This is a genomic window from Taibaiella lutea (assembly GCF_008629695.1).
GTDB classification, from domain to species: Bacteria; Bacteroidota; Bacteroidia; order Chitinophagales; family Chitinophagaceae; genus Taibaiella; species Taibaiella lutea.
Window position 1 is genome coordinate 1497110 of the sequence record NZ_VWSH01000001.1, and the last position, 21463, is coordinate 1518572.

Annotated in this window: 17 protein-coding genes; 2 read left to right on the top strand and 15 right to left on the bottom strand. The window is 38.7% G+C overall.

Going from position 1 to position 21463, the window contains the following annotated elements; translation table 11 throughout:
• Positions 1 to 29 precede the first annotated feature (29 nt).
• From ftsZ to mraZ, 13 genes are all read right to left on the bottom strand, one after another.
• Entirely contained in the window at positions 30 to 1682 is a 1653-nt protein-coding gene (gene ftsZ / locus F0919_RS06440; RefSeq protein WP_150031882.1) for a cell division protein FtsZ, read from the bottom strand.
• A 105-nt stretch (positions 1683 to 1787) separates the two neighbouring features.
• Positions 1788 to 3224 carry a cell division protein FtsA gene (ftsA, locus tag F0919_RS06445; RefSeq protein WP_150031883.1) on the bottom strand — a complete coding sequence of 479 codons (1437 nt, stop codon included), beginning with the start codon at positions 3222 to 3224 and terminating at the stop codon, positions 1788 to 1790.
• Between the two features lie 17 nt (positions 3225 to 3241).
• Positions 3242 to 4321, bottom strand: coding sequence for a cell division protein FtsQ/DivIB (locus tag F0919_RS06450; RefSeq protein WP_150031884.1), 1080 nt, complete (start codon positions 4319 to 4321; stop codon positions 3242 to 3244).
• A gap of 22 nt (positions 4322 to 4343) precedes the next feature.
• The gene (gene murC, locus F0919_RS06455) at positions 4344 to 5702 is read right to left on the bottom strand and encodes a UDP-N-acetylmuramate--L-alanine ligase (protein ID WP_150031885.1); all 1359 of its coding nucleotides are present in this window, start codon (positions 5700 to 5702) and stop codon (positions 4344 to 4346) included.
• Positions 5703 to 5717: 15 nt separating this feature from the next.
• Positions 5718 to 6809 (bottom strand): undecaprenyldiphospho-muramoylpentapeptide beta-N-acetylglucosaminyltransferase, encoded by a 1092-nt coding sequence (gene murG, locus F0919_RS06460; RefSeq protein WP_216629376.1) that lies wholly within the window; start codon positions 6807 to 6809, stop codon positions 5718 to 5720.
• Positions 6810 to 6852: 43 nt separating this feature from the next.
• Complete coding sequence (locus F0919_RS06465) at positions 6853 to 8019, bottom strand: FtsW/RodA/SpoVE family cell cycle protein (protein ID WP_150031887.1); 1167 nt, start codon at positions 8017 to 8019, stop codon at positions 6853 to 6855.
• Positions 8020 to 8128: 109 nt separating this feature from the next.
• Positions 8129 to 9487 carry a UDP-N-acetylmuramoyl-L-alanine--D-glutamate ligase gene (murD, locus tag F0919_RS06470; protein ID WP_150031888.1) on the bottom strand — a complete coding sequence of 453 codons (1359 nt, stop codon included), beginning with the start codon at positions 9485 to 9487 and terminating at the stop codon, positions 8129 to 8131.
• 11 nt (positions 9488 to 9498) lie between these two features.
• Complete coding sequence (gene mraY / locus F0919_RS06475; protein WP_150031889.1) at positions 9499 to 10770, bottom strand: phospho-N-acetylmuramoyl-pentapeptide-transferase; 1272 nt, start codon at positions 10768 to 10770, stop codon at positions 9499 to 9501.
• Positions 10771 to 10798: 28 nt separating this feature from the next.
• Positions 10799 to 12262: a UDP-N-acetylmuramoyl-L-alanyl-D-glutamate--2,6-diaminopimelate ligase gene (locus F0919_RS06480; protein WP_150031890.1), complete on the bottom strand. Its 1464-nt coding sequence runs from the start codon at positions 12260 to 12262 to the stop codon at positions 10799 to 10801.
• 15 nt (positions 12263 to 12277) lie between these two features.
• Complete coding sequence (locus tag F0919_RS06485; protein ID WP_150031891.1) at positions 12278 to 14365, bottom strand: penicillin-binding protein; 2088 nt, start codon at positions 14363 to 14365, stop codon at positions 12278 to 12280.
• A gap of 3 nt (positions 14366 to 14368) precedes the next feature.
• On the bottom strand, positions 14369 to 14827 hold the full coding sequence (locus tag F0919_RS06490) for an FtsL-like putative cell division protein (RefSeq protein WP_150031892.1): 459 nt from the start codon (positions 14825 to 14827) through the stop codon (positions 14369 to 14371).
• 10 nt (positions 14828 to 14837) lie between these two features.
• The gene (gene rsmH / locus F0919_RS06495; protein ID WP_150031893.1) at positions 14838 to 15767 is read right to left on the bottom strand and encodes a 16S rRNA (cytosine(1402)-N(4))-methyltransferase RsmH; all 930 of its coding nucleotides are present in this window, start codon (positions 15765 to 15767) and stop codon (positions 14838 to 14840) included.
• A gap of 46 nt (positions 15768 to 15813) precedes the next feature.
• Positions 15814 to 16269: a division/cell wall cluster transcriptional repressor MraZ gene (gene mraZ / locus F0919_RS06500; RefSeq protein WP_190277290.1), complete on the bottom strand. Its 456-nt coding sequence runs from the start codon at positions 16267 to 16269 to the stop codon at positions 15814 to 15816.
• Between the two features lie 254 nt (positions 16270 to 16523).
• On the opposite strand from mraZ, the gene F0919_RS06505 reads away from it, so the two are divergent.
• Positions 16524 to 16916 carry a group III truncated hemoglobin gene (locus F0919_RS06505; RefSeq protein ID WP_150031895.1) on the top strand — a complete coding sequence of 131 codons (393 nt, stop codon included), beginning with the start codon at positions 16524 to 16526 and terminating at the stop codon, positions 16914 to 16916.
• A gap of 35 nt (positions 16917 to 16951) precedes the next feature.
• Complete coding sequence (locus tag F0919_RS06510) at positions 16952 to 17644, top strand: TIGR02117 family protein (RefSeq protein ID WP_150031896.1); 693 nt, start codon at positions 16952 to 16954, stop codon at positions 17642 to 17644.
• A gap of 59 nt (positions 17645 to 17703) precedes the next feature.
• Here F0919_RS06510 and F0919_RS06515 read toward each other — a convergent pair whose 3' ends face one another.
• Together F0919_RS06515 and uvrA are read right to left on the bottom strand one after the other, a co-directional pair.
• A complete protein-coding gene (locus F0919_RS06515; protein ID WP_150031897.1) occupies positions 17704 to 18435 on the bottom strand; it encodes an acyl-CoA desaturase in 732 nt (243 codons plus the stop codon).
• A gap of 162 nt (positions 18436 to 18597) precedes the next feature.
• Positions 18598 to 21426 carry an excinuclease ABC subunit UvrA gene (gene uvrA, locus F0919_RS06520; protein ID WP_150031898.1) on the bottom strand — a complete coding sequence of 943 codons (2829 nt, stop codon included), beginning with the start codon at positions 21424 to 21426 and terminating at the stop codon, positions 18598 to 18600.
• Positions 21427 to 21463: the final 37 nt, after the last annotated feature.

Here is a 21463-nt window from a genome sequence, read left to right on the forward strand (position 1 = left end):
TTATTTGTTAGCCATAAACGGATCAGGAATTAATCCGGTTTCTTTCCATCAAGGAATGTATTGATGGTACCGATATTTCCTTTGTTACCTTCTTTATCTGAATTAACAGAATAACCTGAAAGAAACGCATCATTAGAGTTATGCTGGTTATCTAAATTAGTCTGACGACGCATATAAGCAGGTACATTTTCCACTTCTGCAGCATTATCATTGCTTTGAATATTAAAGCTCATCCTGCGCAAACGATCTGCACGTTCTTCCAATGCACGCTTTTGTTCTTCAAAACGACGTTGTTCTTCAATTTCATCAGGTGTCAGGACTCTTTCACCACGCTTTATAACTACTTCTTCCTTAGCAGGAATTTCATTTTTAATAATCAATTCCAGTTCAGGTGCCTTATACTCTTGCTGAGGTTTGGCAGCTTCCGGCGCTGCAACATTATTATTATTAATGTTAGGAAGTTCCAGATTGAAGTTCAATTTGTTTTCTGCAACTGGCGTAGGAGCCGGTGTAGCAGGTGCAGTATAAGAAGGCACATTGAAAGCAGGTGAAGGAGCCGGAGCTTCCACCAATACTGGCGCCATCGGATCTGCCACAACTACAGGCACTTCCGGTGCTTTTGCTTCCACTAAAGTAGAACCGCCTATTTGTCCCAAAGGCACAACGATTTTTTCTACTACTGCTTTTTTAGGTTCCAGAACATCAGCATTAATTTCATGATGCTGGAAGCCTGTAGCAATAATTGTTACAGCAATATTTTCTCCTAAGTTCGGATCATGTCCCATACCTAAAATGATATCGCAGGTATTTCCTGCTTGTTGCTGTACATAACCCTGAATCACTTCCAATTCATCCAATGTGTGTTCAAAATCACCCGCAGCAGAAGTTACATTCAAAAGAATCCATTGTGCACCTTCAATTTCACTATCATTCAATAATGGAGAGTTCAACGCTTCTTCAACTGCCTGACGCGCACGTCCTTCACCCGAAGCCTGAGCGCTACCCAAAATGGCTACACCGCCATTTTTCATTACAGTCTGAACATCATTAAAGTCAAGGTTCACTTTACCATCCACCGTTATTAAATCAGTAATACATTTTGCAGCAGTAGCCAACACATTATCGGCTTTGGAGAAAGCTTGCGTAAACGGAAGATTGCCATATTGCTGACGCAATTTATCATTGGAAATAATAAGTATCGTATCAACATGTTCGCGCATAAAAGCTATACCATCCTGCGCTTGTTTCAATCGTTTACGACCTTCATAAGCAAAAGGAGTAGTAACAATACCAACAGTAAGAATGCCCAATTCACGACATACTTTAGAAATGATAGGCGCAGCACCTGTTCCTGTACCACCACCCATACCGGCAGTGATGAAAGCCATGCGTGTGTTGACTTTCAGAATTTTTGAAATCTCATCAACAGACTCTTCTCCTGCCTGTTTTCCGATTTCAGGATTTGCACCGGCACCCAACCCTTGCGTAAGATGTGGTCCCAACTGGATTTTATTTGGCACGGCACTTTGCGCCAAAGCCTGAGAATCGGTATTGCAGACAATAAAATCTACACCGTCAATTCCAAGACTGTACATGTAATTCACTGCGTTGCCGCCGCCGCCGCCTACTCCTATCACCTTGATGATAGAGGACTGATTTTTGGGGATTTCAAAATGTATCATACTATAAGCTGTTTTAAATGTCCTCGCTCCAAAAGAAGCAATGAGTATGGGTTAGTTAATAATGGGGGTTAGTAAAAATTTATTGATTAACGGTTTAATTTGCAATTAAATTTGTTGGTCGCCCGGCTCTTCAAACAGGCTCATGAAACCACTTTTTATTTGATAAATTACTTTTTTGATAGTGTCGGAACGCTTATTGTTCCTTTCTATTTTTTCCTTTGTTTGTTCTGTTTCTTCCTCTTCAAAAACTTCATCTTTATAAGAAGTAGTTACTATTTTTTCTTTAGGAATTTCAACTTTTACAATAACATCGTTTGTTACAATATCTTTCTGAATAGAAATTTCTTTATTGCTGCTATTGAAATTAAAGCGGCCGGTTTCAAAATCAGAATAACCACGCAGAATCAACCCTATACAAGTAGCATACATCGGATGTTTCAACTCTTCATGGTGCCCACCTGCAAGGTGTTCATTTGGTTGGCCGATACGCGCGCCCATACCGGTTTTAAATTCTGTCAGTTGAATCAGGTGATTCAACTGGCTACCGCCGCCTGTAAGTATAATTCCGCCAAATAATTTTTTATCAAGATTGATTTGTTTTAAATGATACATCACATAATCCAGAATCTCTTCGGTGCGTGCCTGAATGATATGTGCCAGATTTTTTACAGAAATCTCTTTCGGCGGCAAGCCCCTTAATCCAGGAATTGTGATGTAAGCATTGGTCTTGGCTTCATCAGCCAAAGCCATACCAAACTGCACTTTCATAGCTTCTGCCTGGGCACGTAATACACCCAGACCCTGACGGATGTCATTAGTAATATTTGTACCTGCGTAAGGAATCACCGCAGTATGTTGCAATATACCATCGTAGAAAACCGCCATGTCTGTAGTACCGCCACCAATATCAACGATCGCAACGCCTGCTTCCAAATCTTCATTGTTCATTACAGCCGCAGCAGACGCTAAAGGTTGTAATACCAGATCATTGGTTTTAAGATTAGACTTATCTACACAACGTTTGATATTACGGATCGCATTACGATCACCTGTTACAATGTGAAAATTCGCGCCGACCTTAATACCGCTCATCCCGATAGGATTGTGTACGTTTGGTGTATTATCAATCATAAAATCCTGAGGAATGATATCAATGATTTGATCTCCGGCAGGAATATATGTTTTGTATTGATCTTTGATCAATTTGTCGATATCATCTTTGGTAATTTCTTCTTCCGTATCTGTACGAACCCTGTCACCACGGGTTTGCAGACTTTTGATATGTTGCCCGGCAATACCAACATACACTTCATTGATCTCAAGATTCGGATTGGATTGAACGCACTTTTCAATTGCCTGCTCAATAGAACGGATGCATTGTTCTATATTAAGCACCACACCATGGCTCACTCCGGCCGATTCAGCTTTGCCGAATCCCAAGACTTCCAACTTGCCGAATTCATTTTTGCGGCCTGCAATAGCAACTACTTTTGTGGTTCCAATGTCAAGTCCAACAATGATAGGTTGTTCTTTTCTGTTCATAATGATTCCTTATATAATTAATGATTGCCTTTTTTTCCCTGATAAATATATTTTGGTGATTTTGTTTCTTTATCACCTTTAGGTTTTGCTGTTGTTTTTTCCTTCGCTCCTGCTTTAGCCTGCAATGTAGTTTTTGATGGCGCTACAGGTTTTGATATAACTTTCTTCTGGGCTATCTCTTTATTTACTGTTGGTTTTTCAACCTTTGTTACCTGATTAGTTACAGGTGTCACAGGTTTCACAACTTCTACGTTTGCAATAACCGGTGGGCCTTCTAAATCCCCCATTGCAGTATCAGCAATTCTTGGCGGTACCCATCCTACGGAAGGACTTGCCACAACTTGTCCTTTAAACCTGACATCTAATATCTGGTATTTATCCCAGCCTATTTTTGACGAAATATTTTTATAGAACGCCAATAAATTACTCAGTTTATTGGCAACATCTGTTGTATCGCCAAACAATACTTTTTGATCTCCGAACAGTGTACTCATTACAAAGGTCTGATCCGGCTGTACCTCTATCTGTGTAATTTGTGCGCGCCAAAAACTATCATTCCCGATGCGTTCACCCAAATAAACTATCTTAGAATTCAATGCATTACGCAGTTCATCATTCTTTAAAACCGGCACAGATGTAAATACCGGCAAAGGATATGCATAGCCAATACCAACCGGCATTATATGTAATGAACTATCCATATAGCAACTGCCGCCATTCACGTCAAACAATCGCGCAACCGGAACACGCTGCGTAATATTTACTTTCAATATTGCTCTGTTATCTACGAATATTTCCGCTTTTTCAACCCATGGATTTGTCTTTGCTACTGATTCCATTAATCGTAAGTCAAGCTTGCCTATGGATGTTTTCTTCAGATCTATATTCCTATTTCTGAGCAATAATGTTTCAATATCTTCCCTTTGTAAAAAACTAAACTCTTTATCATCGTTCAGGCTCACTTCCAGACCTTTAATTGTATCGGTATCCTGTCGATTAGACGCAGCTATCAGGGCAACCATAAAAACGATTACCAACATAGCACCGATAGAAAACCGAAGTACTTTTTTTGATGATATTTTTTTCTTTTCACTCATTCTCTCGAACGTCTCTTATTTATTATCTATTCAGTATGGCTTCCTTCATAGGTTGCACTAATTTATCTATATCCCCCGCTCCTGCTGTAATCAGCAATTCAATCGGCGCAACGGCAGCATATTCAACCAATCCTTCTTTACTCAAAACAGTATGATTGGGATTAGCCATTCTTTCTGTAATTGTTCTTATGGATATTCCTTCCATTGGCAATTCCCTTGCCGGATAAATATCCAATAACAAAACTTCATCAGCCATATCCAGACTATGCGCAAATCCTTCCGCAAAGTCTCTTGTCCTGCTAAACAGATGCGGCTGAAAAGCAACCACACATCTTTTGTTTGGAAACAATGCTTTTGCACTTTTTATCAATGCGGCCAGCTCTTCGGGATGATGTGCGTAATCATCAATAAAGACACGTTTTTCATCTTTTATAATATATTCAAAACGACGCTTTACACCCTTGAAATTCGAGACAGCTTGTTTAATTAAATCCGCATCAATCTCCATTTGTTTTGCTACTGCAATTGCTACTGTAACATTCTCTACATTGTGCATTCCACCAATATTCAAATGCACATCTTCTATTTTCCATTCATCACCTGTAACATTAAAAATATATCCTCCTTTATTAAGCCTTATTTCACTCGCATAAGCTGTTGCTGCATCGTTCTGAAGACTGTAGGTAAATTTGTTTTTTGCCTGTAACCGACTTCCGTGTTTCAAGCCATGTTTCGCCCAAAGGCTACCATCAGCTTTAATGTTTTTTGTGTATTGAATAAAAGCTTCCTCCATTGTTTCCAGGTCACCATAAATATCCAGGTGATCCGCATCCATTGCTGTTAAAACAGCAACATCAGGTTTTAATTTCAAAAAACTCCTGTCATATTCATCTGCCTCAATAACTGCAACTTTATTTTCGGAACCCCAATAGTTTTTTTCATAATTAGCAGAAATACCTCCAAGAAAGGCATTACAGCCAAAACCTGTATCTCTCAATATATGAGCAATCATGGTACTGATGGTTGTCTTGCCATGTGTACCCGCAACAGTAATGGCAAACATACTTTCCGTAATCCATTGCAATACATCCGATCGTTTATAAACAGGATAATTATTATCTCTGTACCAATTCAATTCTTTATGATTGGCAGGGATAGCCGGTGTATAAACAACCAATTGGACATCCTTATCCAATGCATCAATATTATCTTCAAAATGAATTTTAATACCTTCACTCTTTAAGCTATTTGTAAGCTCTGTTTCTGTACGATCATAACCTTTTACTTCAGCGCCTCTTTCGTTGAAAAACCTTGCCAGTGCGCTCATGCCAATGCCGCCGATACCTACAAAATAAACTTTTTGAATGCTGTCAATATTCATTTTACGATCTTCATTTTATTTACCACTAATTGCAATTACCTGCTTCGCAATTCTTTCATCTGCATCCTTAATGCCTTGTTTCACAATATTTTCAGATAAGATTACCTGCATTCTGTCATCCGACATCAAGGTCTGTAATTTCTTTATTAACTGCTCCTGTGCGTCATTATCTCTTACCATCAAAGCTGCATTGTGCTCCACTAATGCCAACGCATTGCTTGTCTGGTGATCTTCAGCGGCAAACGGATAAGGAACAAAAATCACCGGTTTCCCTGCAATGCAAAGTTCTGCACTTGCCAAAGCTCCGGCTCTTGAAATAACCACATCAGCCGCTGCATAAGCGTACTCCATATTTTTTATAAAATCCATCACCACAAAACCACTGCCATATTTTTCAGAACTCTTTCTTGCCTCCTCAATAAATAATTTACCTGTCTGCCAGATTAGCTGTACATTCATTCCCTTCAACATCTCCAACCCTTTGGCAATAGCTTCATTAATCGATTTGGCACCCAAACTTCCACCAACAACAAGAACAGTTTTCTTTTCAGTACTTAACCTGAACGCATCCAAACCTTCCTGCTTCGTAATACGTGATTGTGAAATCCTTGCACGAACCGGATTTCCGGTAATGATTATTTTCTCTTTCGGGAAAAACCGTTCCATGTTATCATATGCAACACAAACAGCTTTCGCTCTTTTTCCAAGAATCTTATTGCTTTTACCTGCAAAAGAATTCTGCTCTTGTATCAATGTCGGAATGCCTTTATTCTGTGCGACATATAACATTGGGAAACTTGCAAAACCGCCAACACCGACAACCACATCAGGTTTAAAATCTGCAATTACATTATTGGCCTGCTGTCTGCTCTTCCAAAGTTTGAACGGCAATGACAGGTTTTTCAATAAATTGCTTCTGTTAAATCCTGCAATATCCAATCCCACAATTTTGAAACCTTCCTGTGGCACTTTTTCCATTTCCATCTTACCGTTTGCTCCTACAAAAAGTAATTCAGTACCAGGATTCAGTCGTTGTAAAGCATGGCCAATAGCCACTGCAGGAAATATATGCCCGCCTGTACCACCACCTGCTATTACTACTTTCATTTGTATTATTGAATGATAAAACTGTTGTTATTCAATGTCTTTTTCAATTAATCATTTGTTGCTTTCCTTCCATTTCATCTACATATCTGCTCACACTCAGGATAATTCCAATAGCTATGCTGTTGAACCAAATAGAAGACCCACCCATACTAACCAAGGGCAGCGTTAAACCTGTAACCGGCATCAGACCCACATTTACTGCCATATTCATCAATGCCTGAAAAACTAATGTAAAGCTTAATCCTATAGACAAAAAAGCGCCGAATGCATAAGGACATCGCCTGAAAATCATGATACTGCGCCATAGAAAAAGCAGGTATATAAAAATCAATACGCTTGCTCCGATAGTGCCATATTCTTCAATGATAATAGCAAAAATAAAATCCGAATAAGGATGGGGCAGGAAATCTCTCGCCCAACTTTTGCCCGGTCCTCTTCCTAAAAAACCACCATTTGCAATTGCAATATCCGCCTGATCTCTCTGGTAATTATGATCTGCCGATTCCTGGCCTGCTACTGTTGTTTCTTTTCCCGCAAAGTTCTCTATACGCTTCTTCCATGTTCCGGCACGGCCAATGTTAAAAGCCAGGCAAACAGAAAAGAATATACCTCCTGCAAGAATAGCAACACCCGCAAAAACCATAATATGCTTTATGGAAACGCGACCAATAAAGAATAATACGCAACATGTAAAACCCAATGTCAGCGCCGTAGAAAGATTGGCCGGAGCAATCAAGGCACAAATAATAGCTACAGGTGCTGCTAACGGCAAGAATCCATTTTTAAATTCTTTTATTACTTTTTGTTTTACGCTCAATTGTCTTGCCAAAAACATGAAGATGGCAAGTCTTGCCAAATCCGATGTCTGGAAAGTCAGATTAATTAATGGTAAACGAATCCAGCGTGAACCTTCATTCAACTTAGTTCCAAAAAATAAGGTATAAACAAGTAAAGGAATACATATCAAAAATAACACCACAGAGAATCTTGCAAACTTTGTATAGTTAATACGATGTACTACAAAAATGATACCCAAACCTGCTGCCAATACACCCAATTGCTTTACCAGATAAAATCCGGAACTCTTATCCATGCGCCAAGCCAAAGAACCTGTGGCAGAATAAACTGCAAGCAAGCTCAACAGTGATAGTATCAATACTATCGACCATATTACTTTGTCGCCTTTAATTCTTTGTAATACTTGTTGCATTTCTTTTAAATCTTTAGAGTTTAGATTTCAGATGTTAGATAACTTGGTTTCCTAATAATAGTTCGAACTAATTTCATGTTATCTTTTGTCTGACATCTCATACCTACATTTATAGTTCTCTTACTGCTTGTTTAAACTGTACACCTCTGTCTTCATAGTTCTTAAACAAATCGAAACTTGCGCAACCCGGAGATAAAAGAACGACATCACCTTTTTCAGCTAAAGCATAAGCCGCTTTTACTGCATCATCCGCACTTGCCGTGTCTACAATGTTTTTAATCACGCTGTCAAAAGCCTTATGAATAGGGGTATTATCAACGCCCATACAAACAATGGCTCTCACTTTTTCCTGAACCAAATCCATTATTTCATTATAATCATTGCCTTTGTCCTGTCCTCCTAAAATCAATACTACTGGTTGTTTCATACTTTCCAACGCAAACCATACAGAATTCAGATTCGTCCCTTTACTATCGTTGATAAAATCTACACCACGAACAGTCGCAACAAATTCAAGTCTGTGTTCCAACCCTTCAAAAGAAGAAAAGCTTTCTCTTATTTTTTCTTTACGAATACCCGCAACCCTTGCTGAAATCCCCGCTGCCATTGAATTATATTGATTATGCCTTCCTTTTAAAGCCAAATCGTGAATAGAAATATTTATGTCTTCACCTTGATACTTAAGATGTAATTCGTCATCTTTCATAAATGCTCCTTCGTCCTGGGTTAGATTTTGATCGCTCATCGTAATTGGGATTAGTTTCGATTTTATTGGGTTATGCTCTAAATAATTCTTAATCTCAGGATCATCAATATTCAATACCAGTATATCTTCTTCGTTTTGGTTCCTGGTTATCCTAAACTTCGATGCTATGTAATTTTCAAATTTGTAATCGTATCTGTCTAAATGGTCCGGTGTAATATTCAACAGTACTGCTATTTCCGGCTTAAATTCTTTTATATCATCTAACTGGAAACTACTAATCTCCATTACATACCATTCAGTAGGATTAAGCGCAACTTGCTTCGCAAAACTTACACCTATATTACCCACCATCGAAACATTCAAGTCTGCATTCTTCAGTAAATAATACAATAAACTTGTCGTGGTACTTTTACCGTTACTTCCTGTTATTGCAATGATTTTACTTGTTCCTTTATACCAGTATCCAAATTCAATTTCACTTATAATTTGCTTTCCCGCGTCCCTCAAAGCTTTTACCAACGGGGCTTTATCGGGAATACCGGGACTTTTGATTATTAAATCGGCTTGCATAACCCTCACCTCATCATGCCTACCCTCTTCAAATTCAATACCGTTTTCCGTAAGCTCCTTTTTATAATTGTCCTTTATTTGTCCCTTATCAGAAACAAAAACATTCAATCCTTTTTGCTTTGCCAGAATAGCTGCTCCATTGCCACTTTCGCCTGCACCCAAAACAATAATATTCTTATAATTATGCTCCATTTCTTATCTCTCTATTGCATTTTCAATGAAACAATACTCAATACCACCAATATGATTCCTATAATCCAAAAGCGTGTAACAATCTTGCTTTCATGATATCCTAACTTTTGATAATGATGATGCAAAGGCGACATCTTCAGTATTCTTCTTCCTTCGCCATACTTACGTTTAGTGTACTTGAAATAACTAACCTGAAGCATGACGGATAGATTTTCAACAAGAAAAACACCGCAAATAATAGGTATCAACAATTCCTTACGCACAATAATAGCTAATGAAGCAATGATGCCTCCCAATGCAAGACTGCCTGTGTCTCCCATAAAAACCTGTGCCGGATAAGAATTATACCATAAAAAACCGATACAGGCTCCTACAAATGCACCTACAAAAATGGATAATTCACCAAGATTGGGAATATGCATAATGTTGAGGTAGCTCGCAAAAATATAGTTGCCCGACAGATAAGCGAAAACTCCGAAAGCCAGGCCTGCTATAGCTGAAGTACCCGTTGCCAAGCCATCAATGCCATCTGTTATATTTGCTCCGTTTGAAACAGCAGTAATAATAACGATTACAAAAAGAATATAAATTGTCGGTGTCAGCCACCCCATTGCTTTTGTACCGAATATAGATGCAATCTTTGCATAACTCAATTCATGATTCTTGGAAAAAGGAACGGTTGTTACAGCTGTCTGAACCTGCACATAGTTATGAATAACACCTTTTTCATCTGCACGGCTATAAGGTGTTCCTGCCATTTTTTCCGTTGAATTATACAGAATAGGCTGCCCTTCCCTGATTTCTCTGGTAGTTACTACATGAGAATTATAATACATCGTAAAACCAATGATCGCTCCTAACCCAACCTGACCTAAAATCTTAAACCTGCCTGCAAGACCTTCTTTATTCTTCTTAAAAACTTTAATATAATCGTCTAAGAATCCAATCAAACCAAGCCATACCGTAGATAGTATCATCATAACGATATATACATTCTCAATACGTGCAAATAACAATGTAGGAATCAGAATACCTGCGATAATAATAATGCCACCCATTGTTGGTGTTCCGCGTTTTGTTTCTTCGCCTTGTAAGCCAAGATCGCGGATTGTTTCACCGATTTGTTTCTTTTGAAGATAGCGAATCAGCCTTTTGCCAAATACCAATGTGATAATTAAAGACAACACCACAGCCATACCTGCACGGAAAGTGATGTATTGGAACAATCCTGCACCGGATAGTCCGAATTCATCTCTCAGATATTTGAATAAATAGTATAGCATGAACTGCGTTTTAAAATTTTATCTTCAGTTATTTTTCTAATAATGCGAATGTTTCGAGTAAAACTTCTTTATCATCAAAGTGATGTTTCACTCCTTTTATTTCCTGATAAGTTTCATGTCCTTTACCGGCAACCAATATCACATCATCTTCCTGAGCCAATGAACAAGCGGTCTTTATTGCCTCTCTTCTATCTGAAATCCTTATCACTTTTCTTTTATGGGCAAATGATAAGCCGCTTTCCATTTCATTCAATATAACTTCAGGATCTTCGCTTCTCGGATTGTCTGAAGTAAGAATGACCTTGTTGCTATGTTCACAAGCCACTTCAGCCATTATCGGACGTTTGGTTTTATCCCTGTCTCCACCGCAACCTACAACTGTTATAATCTGTCTTTCACCACCAAATTGTTTGATTGTTGCAAGCACGTTCAACAAAGCATCGGGCGTATGAGCATAATCGATTATGCCAAGCACTCTTTCATTAGGTGAACGATAGGTATCAAATCTTCCGGCAGCGCCACGCATATCACTTAGTTTCGCCAAGACATCCATACTGTCTTCTCCCAACATAGTGGCAGCGCCATATACAGCCAATAAATTGTAGGCGTTGAACAATCCACTCAACCTGAAATGAACATCCACTTTATTAATATTCATCTGCAATCCATCCAAATCATTCTCCAGCACTTTTCCTTTATAATCTGCAGGAACCCTTAATGAATAAGTCTTACGTACCGCTGCGGTGTTTTGCAGCATTACTAATCCACGTTTGTCATCCACATTTGTAATAGCAAAAGCATGTTTATGCAAGCCATCAAAAAACATTTTCTTTACGCGTATATATTCGTCAAACGTTGCATGGTAATCCAGATGATCGTGGGTAATATTTGTAAAAATGCCGCCGTCAAAATCAATACCACCGATACGATGCTGATGAATGGCATGTGAACTTACTTCCATGAAAACATGTGAACAACCGGCATCTGCCATCTGTCTGAACAAACTTTGAATACTAATTGCATCGGGTGTTGTATGTGTACTTGCTACAATTGTATCACCGATGTGATTTTGCACTGTTGATATCAGGCCGCAAACATGTCCTAATTGCTGAAAAAGCTTATAGAGTAATGTTGCGACAGTTGTTTTACCATTCGTTCCTGTAACACCTACCACTTTCATATCTTCTGAAGGATAATCAAAGTAAGCAGCGGCTAAAGGGCCTATCGTTGCAGCAACATTTTCGACTTTGACATAGGTCACATCTGCCTTTTGCTCCTGCGGTAAAACTTCACAGATAATAACTTTAACACCGGCTTCTATAACTTGCGGAATAAAAGTATGGCCATCTGTTTGTGTACCTTTCTGAGCAAAAAATAAAAATCCGTTTGCGGCTTTACGGGAATCAATTATGAGCCCATGAACCTCCATATCATTGTTTCCAATGATTTGCAAAGTCTTAATGTTACCCAATAATTCCTGTAGCGCTTTCATAATTTACTATATGCTCTAACCTAATTGCAAATGAATATTTTGTCCTTTTATAATTCTGTTCCCTGCGGGCACAGACTGATTCAAAACCTTACCCATGCCGCTTACCGTTACTTTCAAACCTGCAGCTTCCAATACCAGCAGCGCATCCCGCAATCCCATTCCATTTACATCAGGCACCGTACTTCTGATATCATTTTGTTTTCGAACAGTATATCTGTTGGAACTATCACGTGCATAAGTAGTTATTCCTGCCAAATCTATATTGGTAGGCTTTGCGAAGCCTAATACCTGCATCACTTCGCTCAAGCTTGCTCCTGTCCCCTTCTTTGCAACAATGCTTTTTTCTTTCACCAACGAATCAGCAGGAGTATTCCACCCACCGATATGCGTAGCATATAATTTATCAGCGATGGCTTTAAACACCGGAGCGCCTACAACCGCGCCGTAATAAGCGCCATGCGGTGTTGACCTTACAACAACTGCAATAGTATATCTTGGCTTATCAAAAGGAAAGTAGCCTACGAATGAACCTTGCCTTACACCATCTGAATATCTGATACCTTTGTCTGCAACCTGTGCTGTGCCTGTCTTTCCTGCTGCATCATAATAAGGAGACTGGATTGCTTTAGCCGTTCCTTCCAAAACCACAGCATGCATAGCTTCCTGCATTTGCCTGATTGTTTCGGGCTTACCCAGTTGCTCAATTAATACTTTTGGCTCGAATTGCTGAACAGGCAATCCATATTCCTGTATAGAACTTACCAGATAAGGCTTCATCATTTTACCACCATTTGCAATGGCATTATACACCATCAAAGTATGCATGGGTGTAATCTTGCTTTCATAACCGTAGCCAATCCATGGCAGAGATGTAACGGTGTTCCAGCTTTTACTTGCAGTGGTTTTAATCAAAGGATTTTGCTCTCCTGTCAAATCAATCCCTGTCCGTTTATTCAATCCCAATTTCTGAAGATGACGAATATATTTCATCGGATTATCGTGGTAATGCTGGTTCACCATTTTCGCAAAAGCAACGTTTGAAGACAACGCAAAAGCCTTCTTTACAGTCATCATACCTAATCCCTGATGGTCGTCCACCACTGTTTGCGTTCCCACTTTCCATCTTCCGTTTCCTGCATCTACGGTTGAATTTATATTCACATAACCATCTTCCAATAAAGAATACAGTGACATCAATTTAAATGTGGAGCCCGGCTCGGTTGGAATCAATGCATAATTATAATCTTCCCAATAACTGCCGTCAGGCTGCCTTCCAAGATTTGCCATTGCTCTTATTTTACCGGTCTGCACTTCCATCACTATTGCGGTACCATATTGACAATTATATTTTTCCAGCACATCTTTCAATGAATGTTCTGCCACATCCTGAATGTTGATGTCGATTGTCGTAACAATATCCTGCCCGTTAACCGGATCCACTTCAGAGCCTTCAATCGGCATCCAGGTTGCACCGGTCGTTTTCCTTATAATCCTGGTTCCTTCCTTACCACTTAAAATAGAATCGTATTTATGCTCCAGACCCACATTGGCTGCATTCTCACGCCAAAGTCCGATTGTACGATACGCAAGCATTCCGTAAGGATTCACTCTTTTTGAATGTGGCTCTACAATAAAGCCCCCTTTATTTTTACCTTTATTCAGAATAGGGAAATTTCTCACTTCCTGATATTGATAATAAAGAACATTCCTTTTAATCAGCCAATAACGATCTTTACTGTTAAATGCCAATCTCAACTGACGTTTATAATCATCAGAAGAACCATCTTTAAAAAGTGAAGACATGCATTTTGACAATGTATCAAGATAAACATGGAACGTATCCTTATTCATTGCGCCAAAATCAATCCTCAAATCGAATTGTGGAATAGTAGATGACAGCAATGTTCCGTCTTCGCTATAAATATTACCACGTTCAGGAAACAAGGTTTCTTTTTTCGTGTGCGCCCTGTCTGCTTTTGCCCTTAATGCTTCTCCTTCACCCAACTGAATAGACAAGGCCTTGGCGATGATTGCTACCGCCAGTATTACTATTCCGGTAAAGGAAATGTAAACTCTAAACCGTATGTCCTTTTTTACATCCATTTATTAATTTTCTTTCGCAGCGGGTATTTTTACTTTCACTTCAAATGCAGGCCTGTCCAATGGTTTTAGGCCTAATGCGGCAGACCTGTTTATCATTTGCGTTTCTGAAGTCTGATACATCAGCCTTGACTGAATATCCATATACTTCCAACGTAATTCTTTCAGCTCTTTCGACTTATCATTAATACTTCTGGTCAATGATATAGCACGATTATTATTGGTAATATAAAGGATGCACAACACTGTCAGAAACATCAGATAAGGCATATTTTTTACAATGCCTTTGTATGAAATGCGATCTAAAACTTCTCTCCAGGAACCTTTAACAGGTACAGGTACTACAATGTTTTCTTTCTTTTCCTTGTTTACAACAGGTTCAATCTCAGGAGCAACAGCCTCAACAACAGGTTCATCCTGTGTTTCAACCATTTCTTCCATTTTATTTAGTCTGTTGCCGCTCACTTCTGTATGTTTAATTTTTTGATTTTTGATTTTGAATTTTTTCTGCAATTCTCAATCTTGCGCTTCTGGACCTGTTGTTTACTTTCAATTCCTCTTCTGATGGTGACTGGTCTTTTAAAGCTTTCAGAGGATTTTCAAAAAGATTTCTTCCGAAAGGATCTGTATTGACTTCTTTTTCAAAATTTCCGTTCTTCATGAATTGCTTCACCATTCTGTCTTCCAATGAATGAAAAGTAATAACAGCAAGCCTTCCGCCGGGTTTCAGGCATCTGGGTGTTTGTTCCAGAAAATCCTGCAAAACACCCAATTCATTATTTACTTCAATTCTTATAGCCTGAAAGACTTGTGCCAGATAACGATTCGGATTCCCTTTTATACAATCTGCAATCAAATGTTTAAAGCTGTCAATCGTCTGAACTGTCATTTTTTTTCTTCCTTCCACAATCGTCTTTGCCAGTGTCTTTGCATTCCTCACTTCACCATATACCTCAAACAGCTTATGTAATTTTTCCTCCGGATAATCGCGTATTAAATCTGCCGCTGTAAAATCAATCCTGTCATCCATCCTCATATCCAGTGGCGCATCGAACCGAATGGAAAAACCGCGCTCCGCCGTATCAAACTGAAAAGAACTTACACCTAAATCAACCAATATCCCATCAACCTGCGGCACTTTATGCAACTGAAGGAAACGGCGCAGGTACCTGAAATTCTCTTTTATCAACGTTATCCTTTTATCTTCGGGTAAATTTTTCCAGGCATCTTTATCATGGTCAAAAACAAACAACCGTCCGTGTTTCCCCAATCTTTTTAAAATCTCCTTGCTATGTCCGCCTCCACCAAATGTTCCGTCAACATAAATCCCATGCTCCTTTATATTCAAGGCATCCACCGCTTCGTGTAACATTACGGAGGTATGATAAAAAGGTTGTTCGCTCATGCTTGGAAAATATATTACCGTTGTCCCGGCTTATGAATTGAATTTACTACTTGAAGGGATTGTCTCCGAAAATGCCATTTGCCAGGTCTTCGATATTAGCGCTCGTTTGTGCAATGTGATTGTAATAAGTATCTTTATCCCAAATTTCGACCTTGTCGCCCATTGCACTAAATACCAAATCTTTGTCAAGTCCGGCATGTACCTGTAAAGGTTTCGGAACTAACATTCTGCCTGCCGAATCCAATTGCACTTCTGTTGCTCCGCCACGCATTACCCTTACAAAATTTGCAACATTGGGATTAAAATCATTCAGCGACGAAAGTTTCGCATCAAATATTTCCCAGGCAGCTTTGGTATACAAGCTTAACATTTTACCCATTCCACGACTGATAACGAAGGCATTATCTTCCCCTTCCGCCAATTGCTTGCGGAATCCGGAAGGGACAAGAAAGCGATTTTTCGAGTCCAGGGATACTTCGTATTCTCCTAAAAAGCCTGCCATTACAGCGTTAGATATAAATTTGACACAAAATAACACAATTTCCCACAATTTACCACCCATATTTATTGGATATTTTTTCCACATATTAATTGAGGTAAAATGTAGTACAGAAAAGGGTTACAGCAAATTGAGCCTAAAAACAATTACCAAAATGTGAATAACATGAAAAATATGTGCATAACCATTCCATGACTGTGACTTACACTGCCTCCATTGTGCGAAACAATACAATTAACAATAGATGAACGTATTAAATGAAGAAAGAAATAACCATCCGGGCTGATATTGAATTATTGGTAAATGAATTTTACAAATCAGTACAGGCTGATAACATTATTGGGCCGATTTTCAATGCAATAATCGGGAACAGATGGCCGGAACATTTATCGAAAATGTACAGTTTCTGGGAAACAATCCTTTTAGGAAACCATACTTATAATGGAGCTCCGTTTTTACCGCACGCAAAGCTGCCTTTGGATGAATTTCATTTTGAACGATGGCTGCAATTATTCCGTCAAACTGTTGATACCTATTTTGAAGGTGCCGTAGCTGAAGATGCTAAGCTAAGAGCAGATAAAATGGCTGTTTTATTTCTATCGAAAATTAATTATCTGAAACAAAACACTCAACACAAACCATTGATTTAATGGCCTATTAAATTCATTTAAAATCATTTCCATAAATGCTCAAAAAAATCTTTAAAAAGGCAGGCTATACGCTTCTTACCATAATAGGCCTACTTTTAATATACGTACTTGCAGCATGGCTTTTGCCATACATTCCTGTGAATAAAAATGCACAAAAGGAAGGCCCGGAAGAAATTTCAATCTATATAAAAACAAATGGCGTACATACTGATATTGTCGCTCCGATGCACAGTCCGCTTATAGATTGGAATACCATTGTACCTTTTGAAAATACAGATTCAAAAGATACTACTTTCCAATATGCCTCTTTCGGCTGGGGCGATAAAGGCTTTTATCTTGAAACACCCAACTGGTCGGACCTTAAGTTCAGCGTGGCTTTCAAGGCTATGTTTCATTTAGGAACATCTGCCATGCATGTTACCTTTTATAAAGACATGCCGGTTACGGAAAAATGTAAGGAAATAAAAATCAGCATGCGGGAATATGAACAGTTGATTATTTACATTAAGAAGAGCTTTCAATATGATGCAAATGATAAAACGATTCAAATCATTACGCATAACGACGGCTATGGAACCGATGATGCTTTTTATGAGGCAAAAGGGGTTTATGATTTATTCCATACCTGCAATACATGGGCGAACAATGCGTTGAAAGCCGCCAATCAAAAAGCTTGCCTCTGGACCGCTTTGGATAAGGGAATTTTCTATCAGTATAGAAAAGAATAAATAAAAAAACGCCTCCCATAAATTTGAGAGGCGTTTCTGTTTAATAGTATGTTTAAGTATTATTCTACTTTTCTGAGCTTGATAACTTTGGTCTTATGCAATAATAATACGACACTGTAAACCGGATCAAACTCAAACCATTTTTTTGCAAAGTTCACACTATTTGGGCTTTTATGATGATTGTTCTGCATCAATTCGCCCAATAAGAAGATATCAACCGGAATAGTATTTTTACTGTGGTCGTTATTATCAAAACTTGAATAACCATATTTATGACCGCACCAATTTACGATGGCACCGTGTACAGGGCTCATGAAAAAATGAATGGGCAGGAGAAGAAACATCCACCAATGAGTGGCAAATGCAACATAAAACGCAATATATCCCGCAACAAACAATAAACGTGTTATCCATGCATCGCTGATTTTATCCATAATCGGCCAAACCGGATAATCGCCACGGAAGGCTTTTTCAGGTTCAGTGCCATATTTTGCATAATTCAGATAAATATCTTTAGTATGCATCATCATGTGCCAGACATCTTTAAAGAAATGTGGAGAATGCGGGTCTTTTTCGGTATCACTGTAAGCATGATGCATGCGATGCATGATGGCATAAGCACGTGGATTCAGGAATGAAGAACCTTGAGCGAGGAAACTAAAAAAATAAAAGAATTTTTCGGTGCCTTTACCCATCGTAAACATCTTATGGCTTGCATAACGATGCATGAAAAAGGTTTGTGTAAATAGCGATAAAAACCAATGCGCTAAAAAGAAAATTAAAATAGGCATAATGTATTCTGAAAATTAAAATGGCTTTGAAAGAATTTCCAAAGCCATTTTGAAAGGCGCAAAGATAGTCTTTAAAAAGAAAAGTTTAAGGACTGGTTAATAATAATATGGAATAAATAAGACTAAATTAATATTTGTCAGCACATTTGAATATCTTGTCCCTTATAAATATTGTGCTGTAAAGCTTTCTTTTACTTTCTTTAATCCTTCAGGCTCACCGCTGTATAATAAATGTCCGCCACCTGCACCGCCTTCAGGACCGATGTCAATAATCCAGTCGGCATTTTTAATTACATCAGTATTATGCTCAATTACAATGATGGAATGGCCATGTTCAATCAACTCATTGAATGATTTCAGCAATTTATTGATATCGTGAAAATGCAAACCTGTGGTTGGTTCATCAAAAATGAAGAGTATTTTATCTTTTGTATTGCCTCTTCCCAGAAAAGAAGCAAGCTTTACCCGTTGTGCTTCTCCGCCACTTAATGTATTGCTGCTCTGACCTAATTTTACATAACCCAAACCTACGTCAGACAAGGGTTGCAGCTTTTGAGCCAATGCTTTTTCATCCTGAAAAAACACGATCGCTTCATCTACACTCATTTCCAAAACATCATGAATGCTTTTTTCACGGTAAGTAACTTCCAGTACTTCATCCTTGAAACGTTTGCCTTTACAACTTTCACAAAGCAAATGCACATCCGCAAGAAATTGCATTTCAACCACTACTTCACCTTCTCCTTTACAAGTATCACAACGTCCGCCATCTACATTGAAAGAAAAATGTTTCGGTTGGAAACCACGCATCTTTGCCACTCTTTGTTTGGCGTATAGATTCCTGATTTCATCATAAGCTTTAATATAAGTAACAGGATTGCTTCTTGATGATTTACCAATCGGATTCTGGTCCACCATTTCAACATGGGTAATACTTTTCAAATCACCTGTTAAAGACTTATGTGCTCCCGGCCTGTCCGTACCTTCGCCAAAATGTTTCATCAGCGCAGGATACAAAGTTTGTTTTACCAATGTTGTTTTACCCGAACCACTTACACCCGTCACTACACAAAGCATGTTCAATGGAAACGCAATATCAATATCTTTCAGGTTGTGCTGACGACAACCTTCTAATTTTATAAAGTTGATAGCTTTTCTCTTTTTATTGTTTTCTTTACCACTAACAACTTTCAGTTCACCTGACAAATAACGTCCCGTAAGGCTTTCAGGAGCTTTCAAAATCTCTTTATAATTGCCTGCTGCAATAACTTCGCCACCTAAATGTGATGCCAATGGCCCCATATCGATAATATGGTCTGCTTCTTCCATCATCATTTCATCATGCTCTACAACTACAACTGTGTTATTCAAATCACGAAGATGCTTTAGCACTTTAATCAATCGTGCTGTATCTCTCGGATGCAAGCCGATACTTGGTTCGTCTAAAATGTAAAGGGAATCGGTAAGATTACTCCCCAGAAATTTGGTCAATTGAATACGTTGGCTTTCACCACCTGAAAGGGAATTAGCCAGACGATTTAAAGTAAGATAGCTTAAACCCACATCTAATAATGTTTTCAGACGTTGGTTAACTTCTATCAATATTCTGGAAGCAATCGTTTCTTCATTTTTGGTTAGTTTGATTTTCTCAAACCAGTTATTCAGATTTTCGATGGGCATATCGCTCAATTCAGCAATATCTGCACCATTCACTTTCACATATAAAGCATCGGGACGCAATCGGGAACCCCCACAGGTAGGGCATTTCGTACGACCACGATATCGTGCCTGCATGACACGGTATTGAATCTTGTACAAATTTTGTTCTACCATTTTGAAAAAATCATCAATCCATTTTTGCAAAACAGCTTCTTGTTCTTTGTTTAATTCCTGTATGGGTTTATGAATCGGGAAACCTTTTTTGCCTTCCTGCCTGATAAATGCATCTTTCCATTCTCCCATCTTCTCACCTTTCCAGCAAACCACCCCATCTTCGTACACACTCAATCGTTTATCAGGAATCACCAAATCAATATCAATACCTAAAACCTGCCCAAAACCTTCACAGGTTGGACATGCGCCATAAGGATTATTATAAGAAAAAAAGTTTGGTGTTGGTTCTTCAAACACAATGCCATCGGCTTCGAATCTATGGTTGAAAGTATGCCATTTGCTTCCGTTCACTTCCAGCAAGCATTCACCTTCACTCTCATAAAATGCAGTCTGTACACTATCCGCAATGCGATGCAAATCATCTTCGTCAAATGCTTTCTTGGCTACGATACGATCAATCAGCAAATAGATTTGAGATTTAGCAGATGAGATTAAAGAAGCATCTTCCAATACGTCTTCAATGCGCATCATTTCGCCGGCTGTGTTTTTCTTTATTACTACGTAAATTCTGGAAAACCCTTTTTGCAACAATACATTCAGCTCTTCTTCCATCGTTCTTCCGCTCAATGTCCTGAATGGAACCATGATTTGAACTTTAGAACCTTCATCCAGTTTTTGAATGAAATCCACGACATCACTTACATCATCTTTCTTCACTTCTTTTCCCGAAACAGGAGAATAGGTACGGCCGACGCGTGCAAATAATAAGCGCAGATAATCCTGCAATTCAGTCATAGAGCCGACTGTAGAGCGTGGTGTACGTGTGGTAACTTTTTGCTCGATTGCAATAGCAGGGCAAATGCCTTTAATGAAATCTACATCAGGCTTATCCATCCGCATCAAAAACTGACGCGCATAAGAACTTAAGCTTTCAGCATAACGGCGTTGACCTTCGGCAAAAAGCGTGTCCATTGTAAGTGAAGATTTCCCTGAGCCTGAAACGCCTGTAACCACGACCAGTTTATTTCTTGGAATAGATACGGTAATGTTTTTCAGGTTATGCATTCGCGCTCCCTGAATGACAATAGCATCTTGTTCTGGAGATTTTTTAACAGGTTTTGTGGCTTTATTTTTTGGTGGTTTTATTGTTGCTGGCATTGAATTTTGATAATATTGAGTATTTGAAAATGCTTTG

What these genes read in the sequence shown, in the direction of transcription:
- ftsZ (WP_150031882.1), bottom strand. Translation starts at nt 1,682, where the DNA reads ATGATACATTTTGAAATCCCCAAAAATCAGTCCTCTATCATCAAGGTG.
- ftsA (WP_150031883.1), bottom strand. Translation starts at nt 3,224, where the DNA reads ATGAACAGAAAAGAACAACCTATCATTGTTGGACTTGACATTGGAACC.
- F0919_RS06450 (WP_150031884.1), bottom strand. Translation starts at nt 4,321, where the DNA reads ATGAGTGAAAAGAAAAAAATATCATCAAAAAAAGTACTTCGGTTTTCT.
- murC (WP_150031885.1), bottom strand. Translation starts at nt 5,702, where the DNA reads ATGAATATTGACAGCATTCAAAAAGTTTATTTTGTAGGTATCGGCGGC.
- murG (WP_216629376.1), bottom strand. Translation starts at nt 6,809, where the DNA reads ATGAAAGTAGTAATAGCAGGTGGTGGTACAGGCGGGCATATATTTCCT.
- F0919_RS06465 (WP_150031887.1), bottom strand. Translation starts at nt 8,019, where the DNA reads ATGCAACAAGTATTACAAAGAATTAAAGGCGACAAAGTAATATGGTCG.
- murD (WP_150031888.1), bottom strand. Translation starts at nt 9,487, where the DNA reads ATGGAGCATAATTATAAGAATATTATTGTTTTGGGTGCAGGCGAAAGT.
- mraY (WP_150031889.1), bottom strand. Translation starts at nt 10,770, where the DNA reads ATGCTATACTATTTATTCAAATATCTGAGAGATGAATTCGGACTATCC.
- F0919_RS06480 (WP_150031890.1), bottom strand. Translation starts at nt 12,262, where the DNA reads ATGAAAGCGCTACAGGAATTATTGGGTAACATTAAGACTTTGCAAATC.
- F0919_RS06485 (WP_150031891.1), bottom strand. Translation starts at nt 14,365, where the DNA reads ATGGATGTAAAAAAGGACATACGGTTTAGAGTTTACATTTCCTTTACC.
- rsmH (WP_150031893.1), bottom strand. Translation starts at nt 15,767, where the DNA reads ATGAGCGAACAACCTTTTTATCATACCTCCGTAATGTTACACGAAGCG.
- mraZ (WP_190277290.1), bottom strand. Translation starts at nt 16,269, where the DNA reads ATGGCAGGCTTTTTAGGAGAATACGAAGTATCCCTGGACTCGAAAAAT.
- F0919_RS06505 (WP_150031895.1), top strand. Translation starts at nt 16,524, where the DNA reads ATGAAGAAAGAAATAACCATCCGGGCTGATATTGAATTATTGGTAAAT.
- F0919_RS06510 (WP_150031896.1), top strand. Translation starts at nt 16,952, where the DNA reads ATGCTCAAAAAAATCTTTAAAAAGGCAGGCTATACGCTTCTTACCATA.
- F0919_RS06515 (WP_150031897.1), bottom strand. Translation starts at nt 18,435, where the DNA reads ATGCCTATTTTAATTTTCTTTTTAGCGCATTGGTTTTTATCGCTATTT.
- uvrA (WP_150031898.1), bottom strand. Translation starts at nt 21,426, where the DNA reads ATGCCAGCAACAATAAAACCACCAAAAAATAAAGCCACAAAACCTGTT.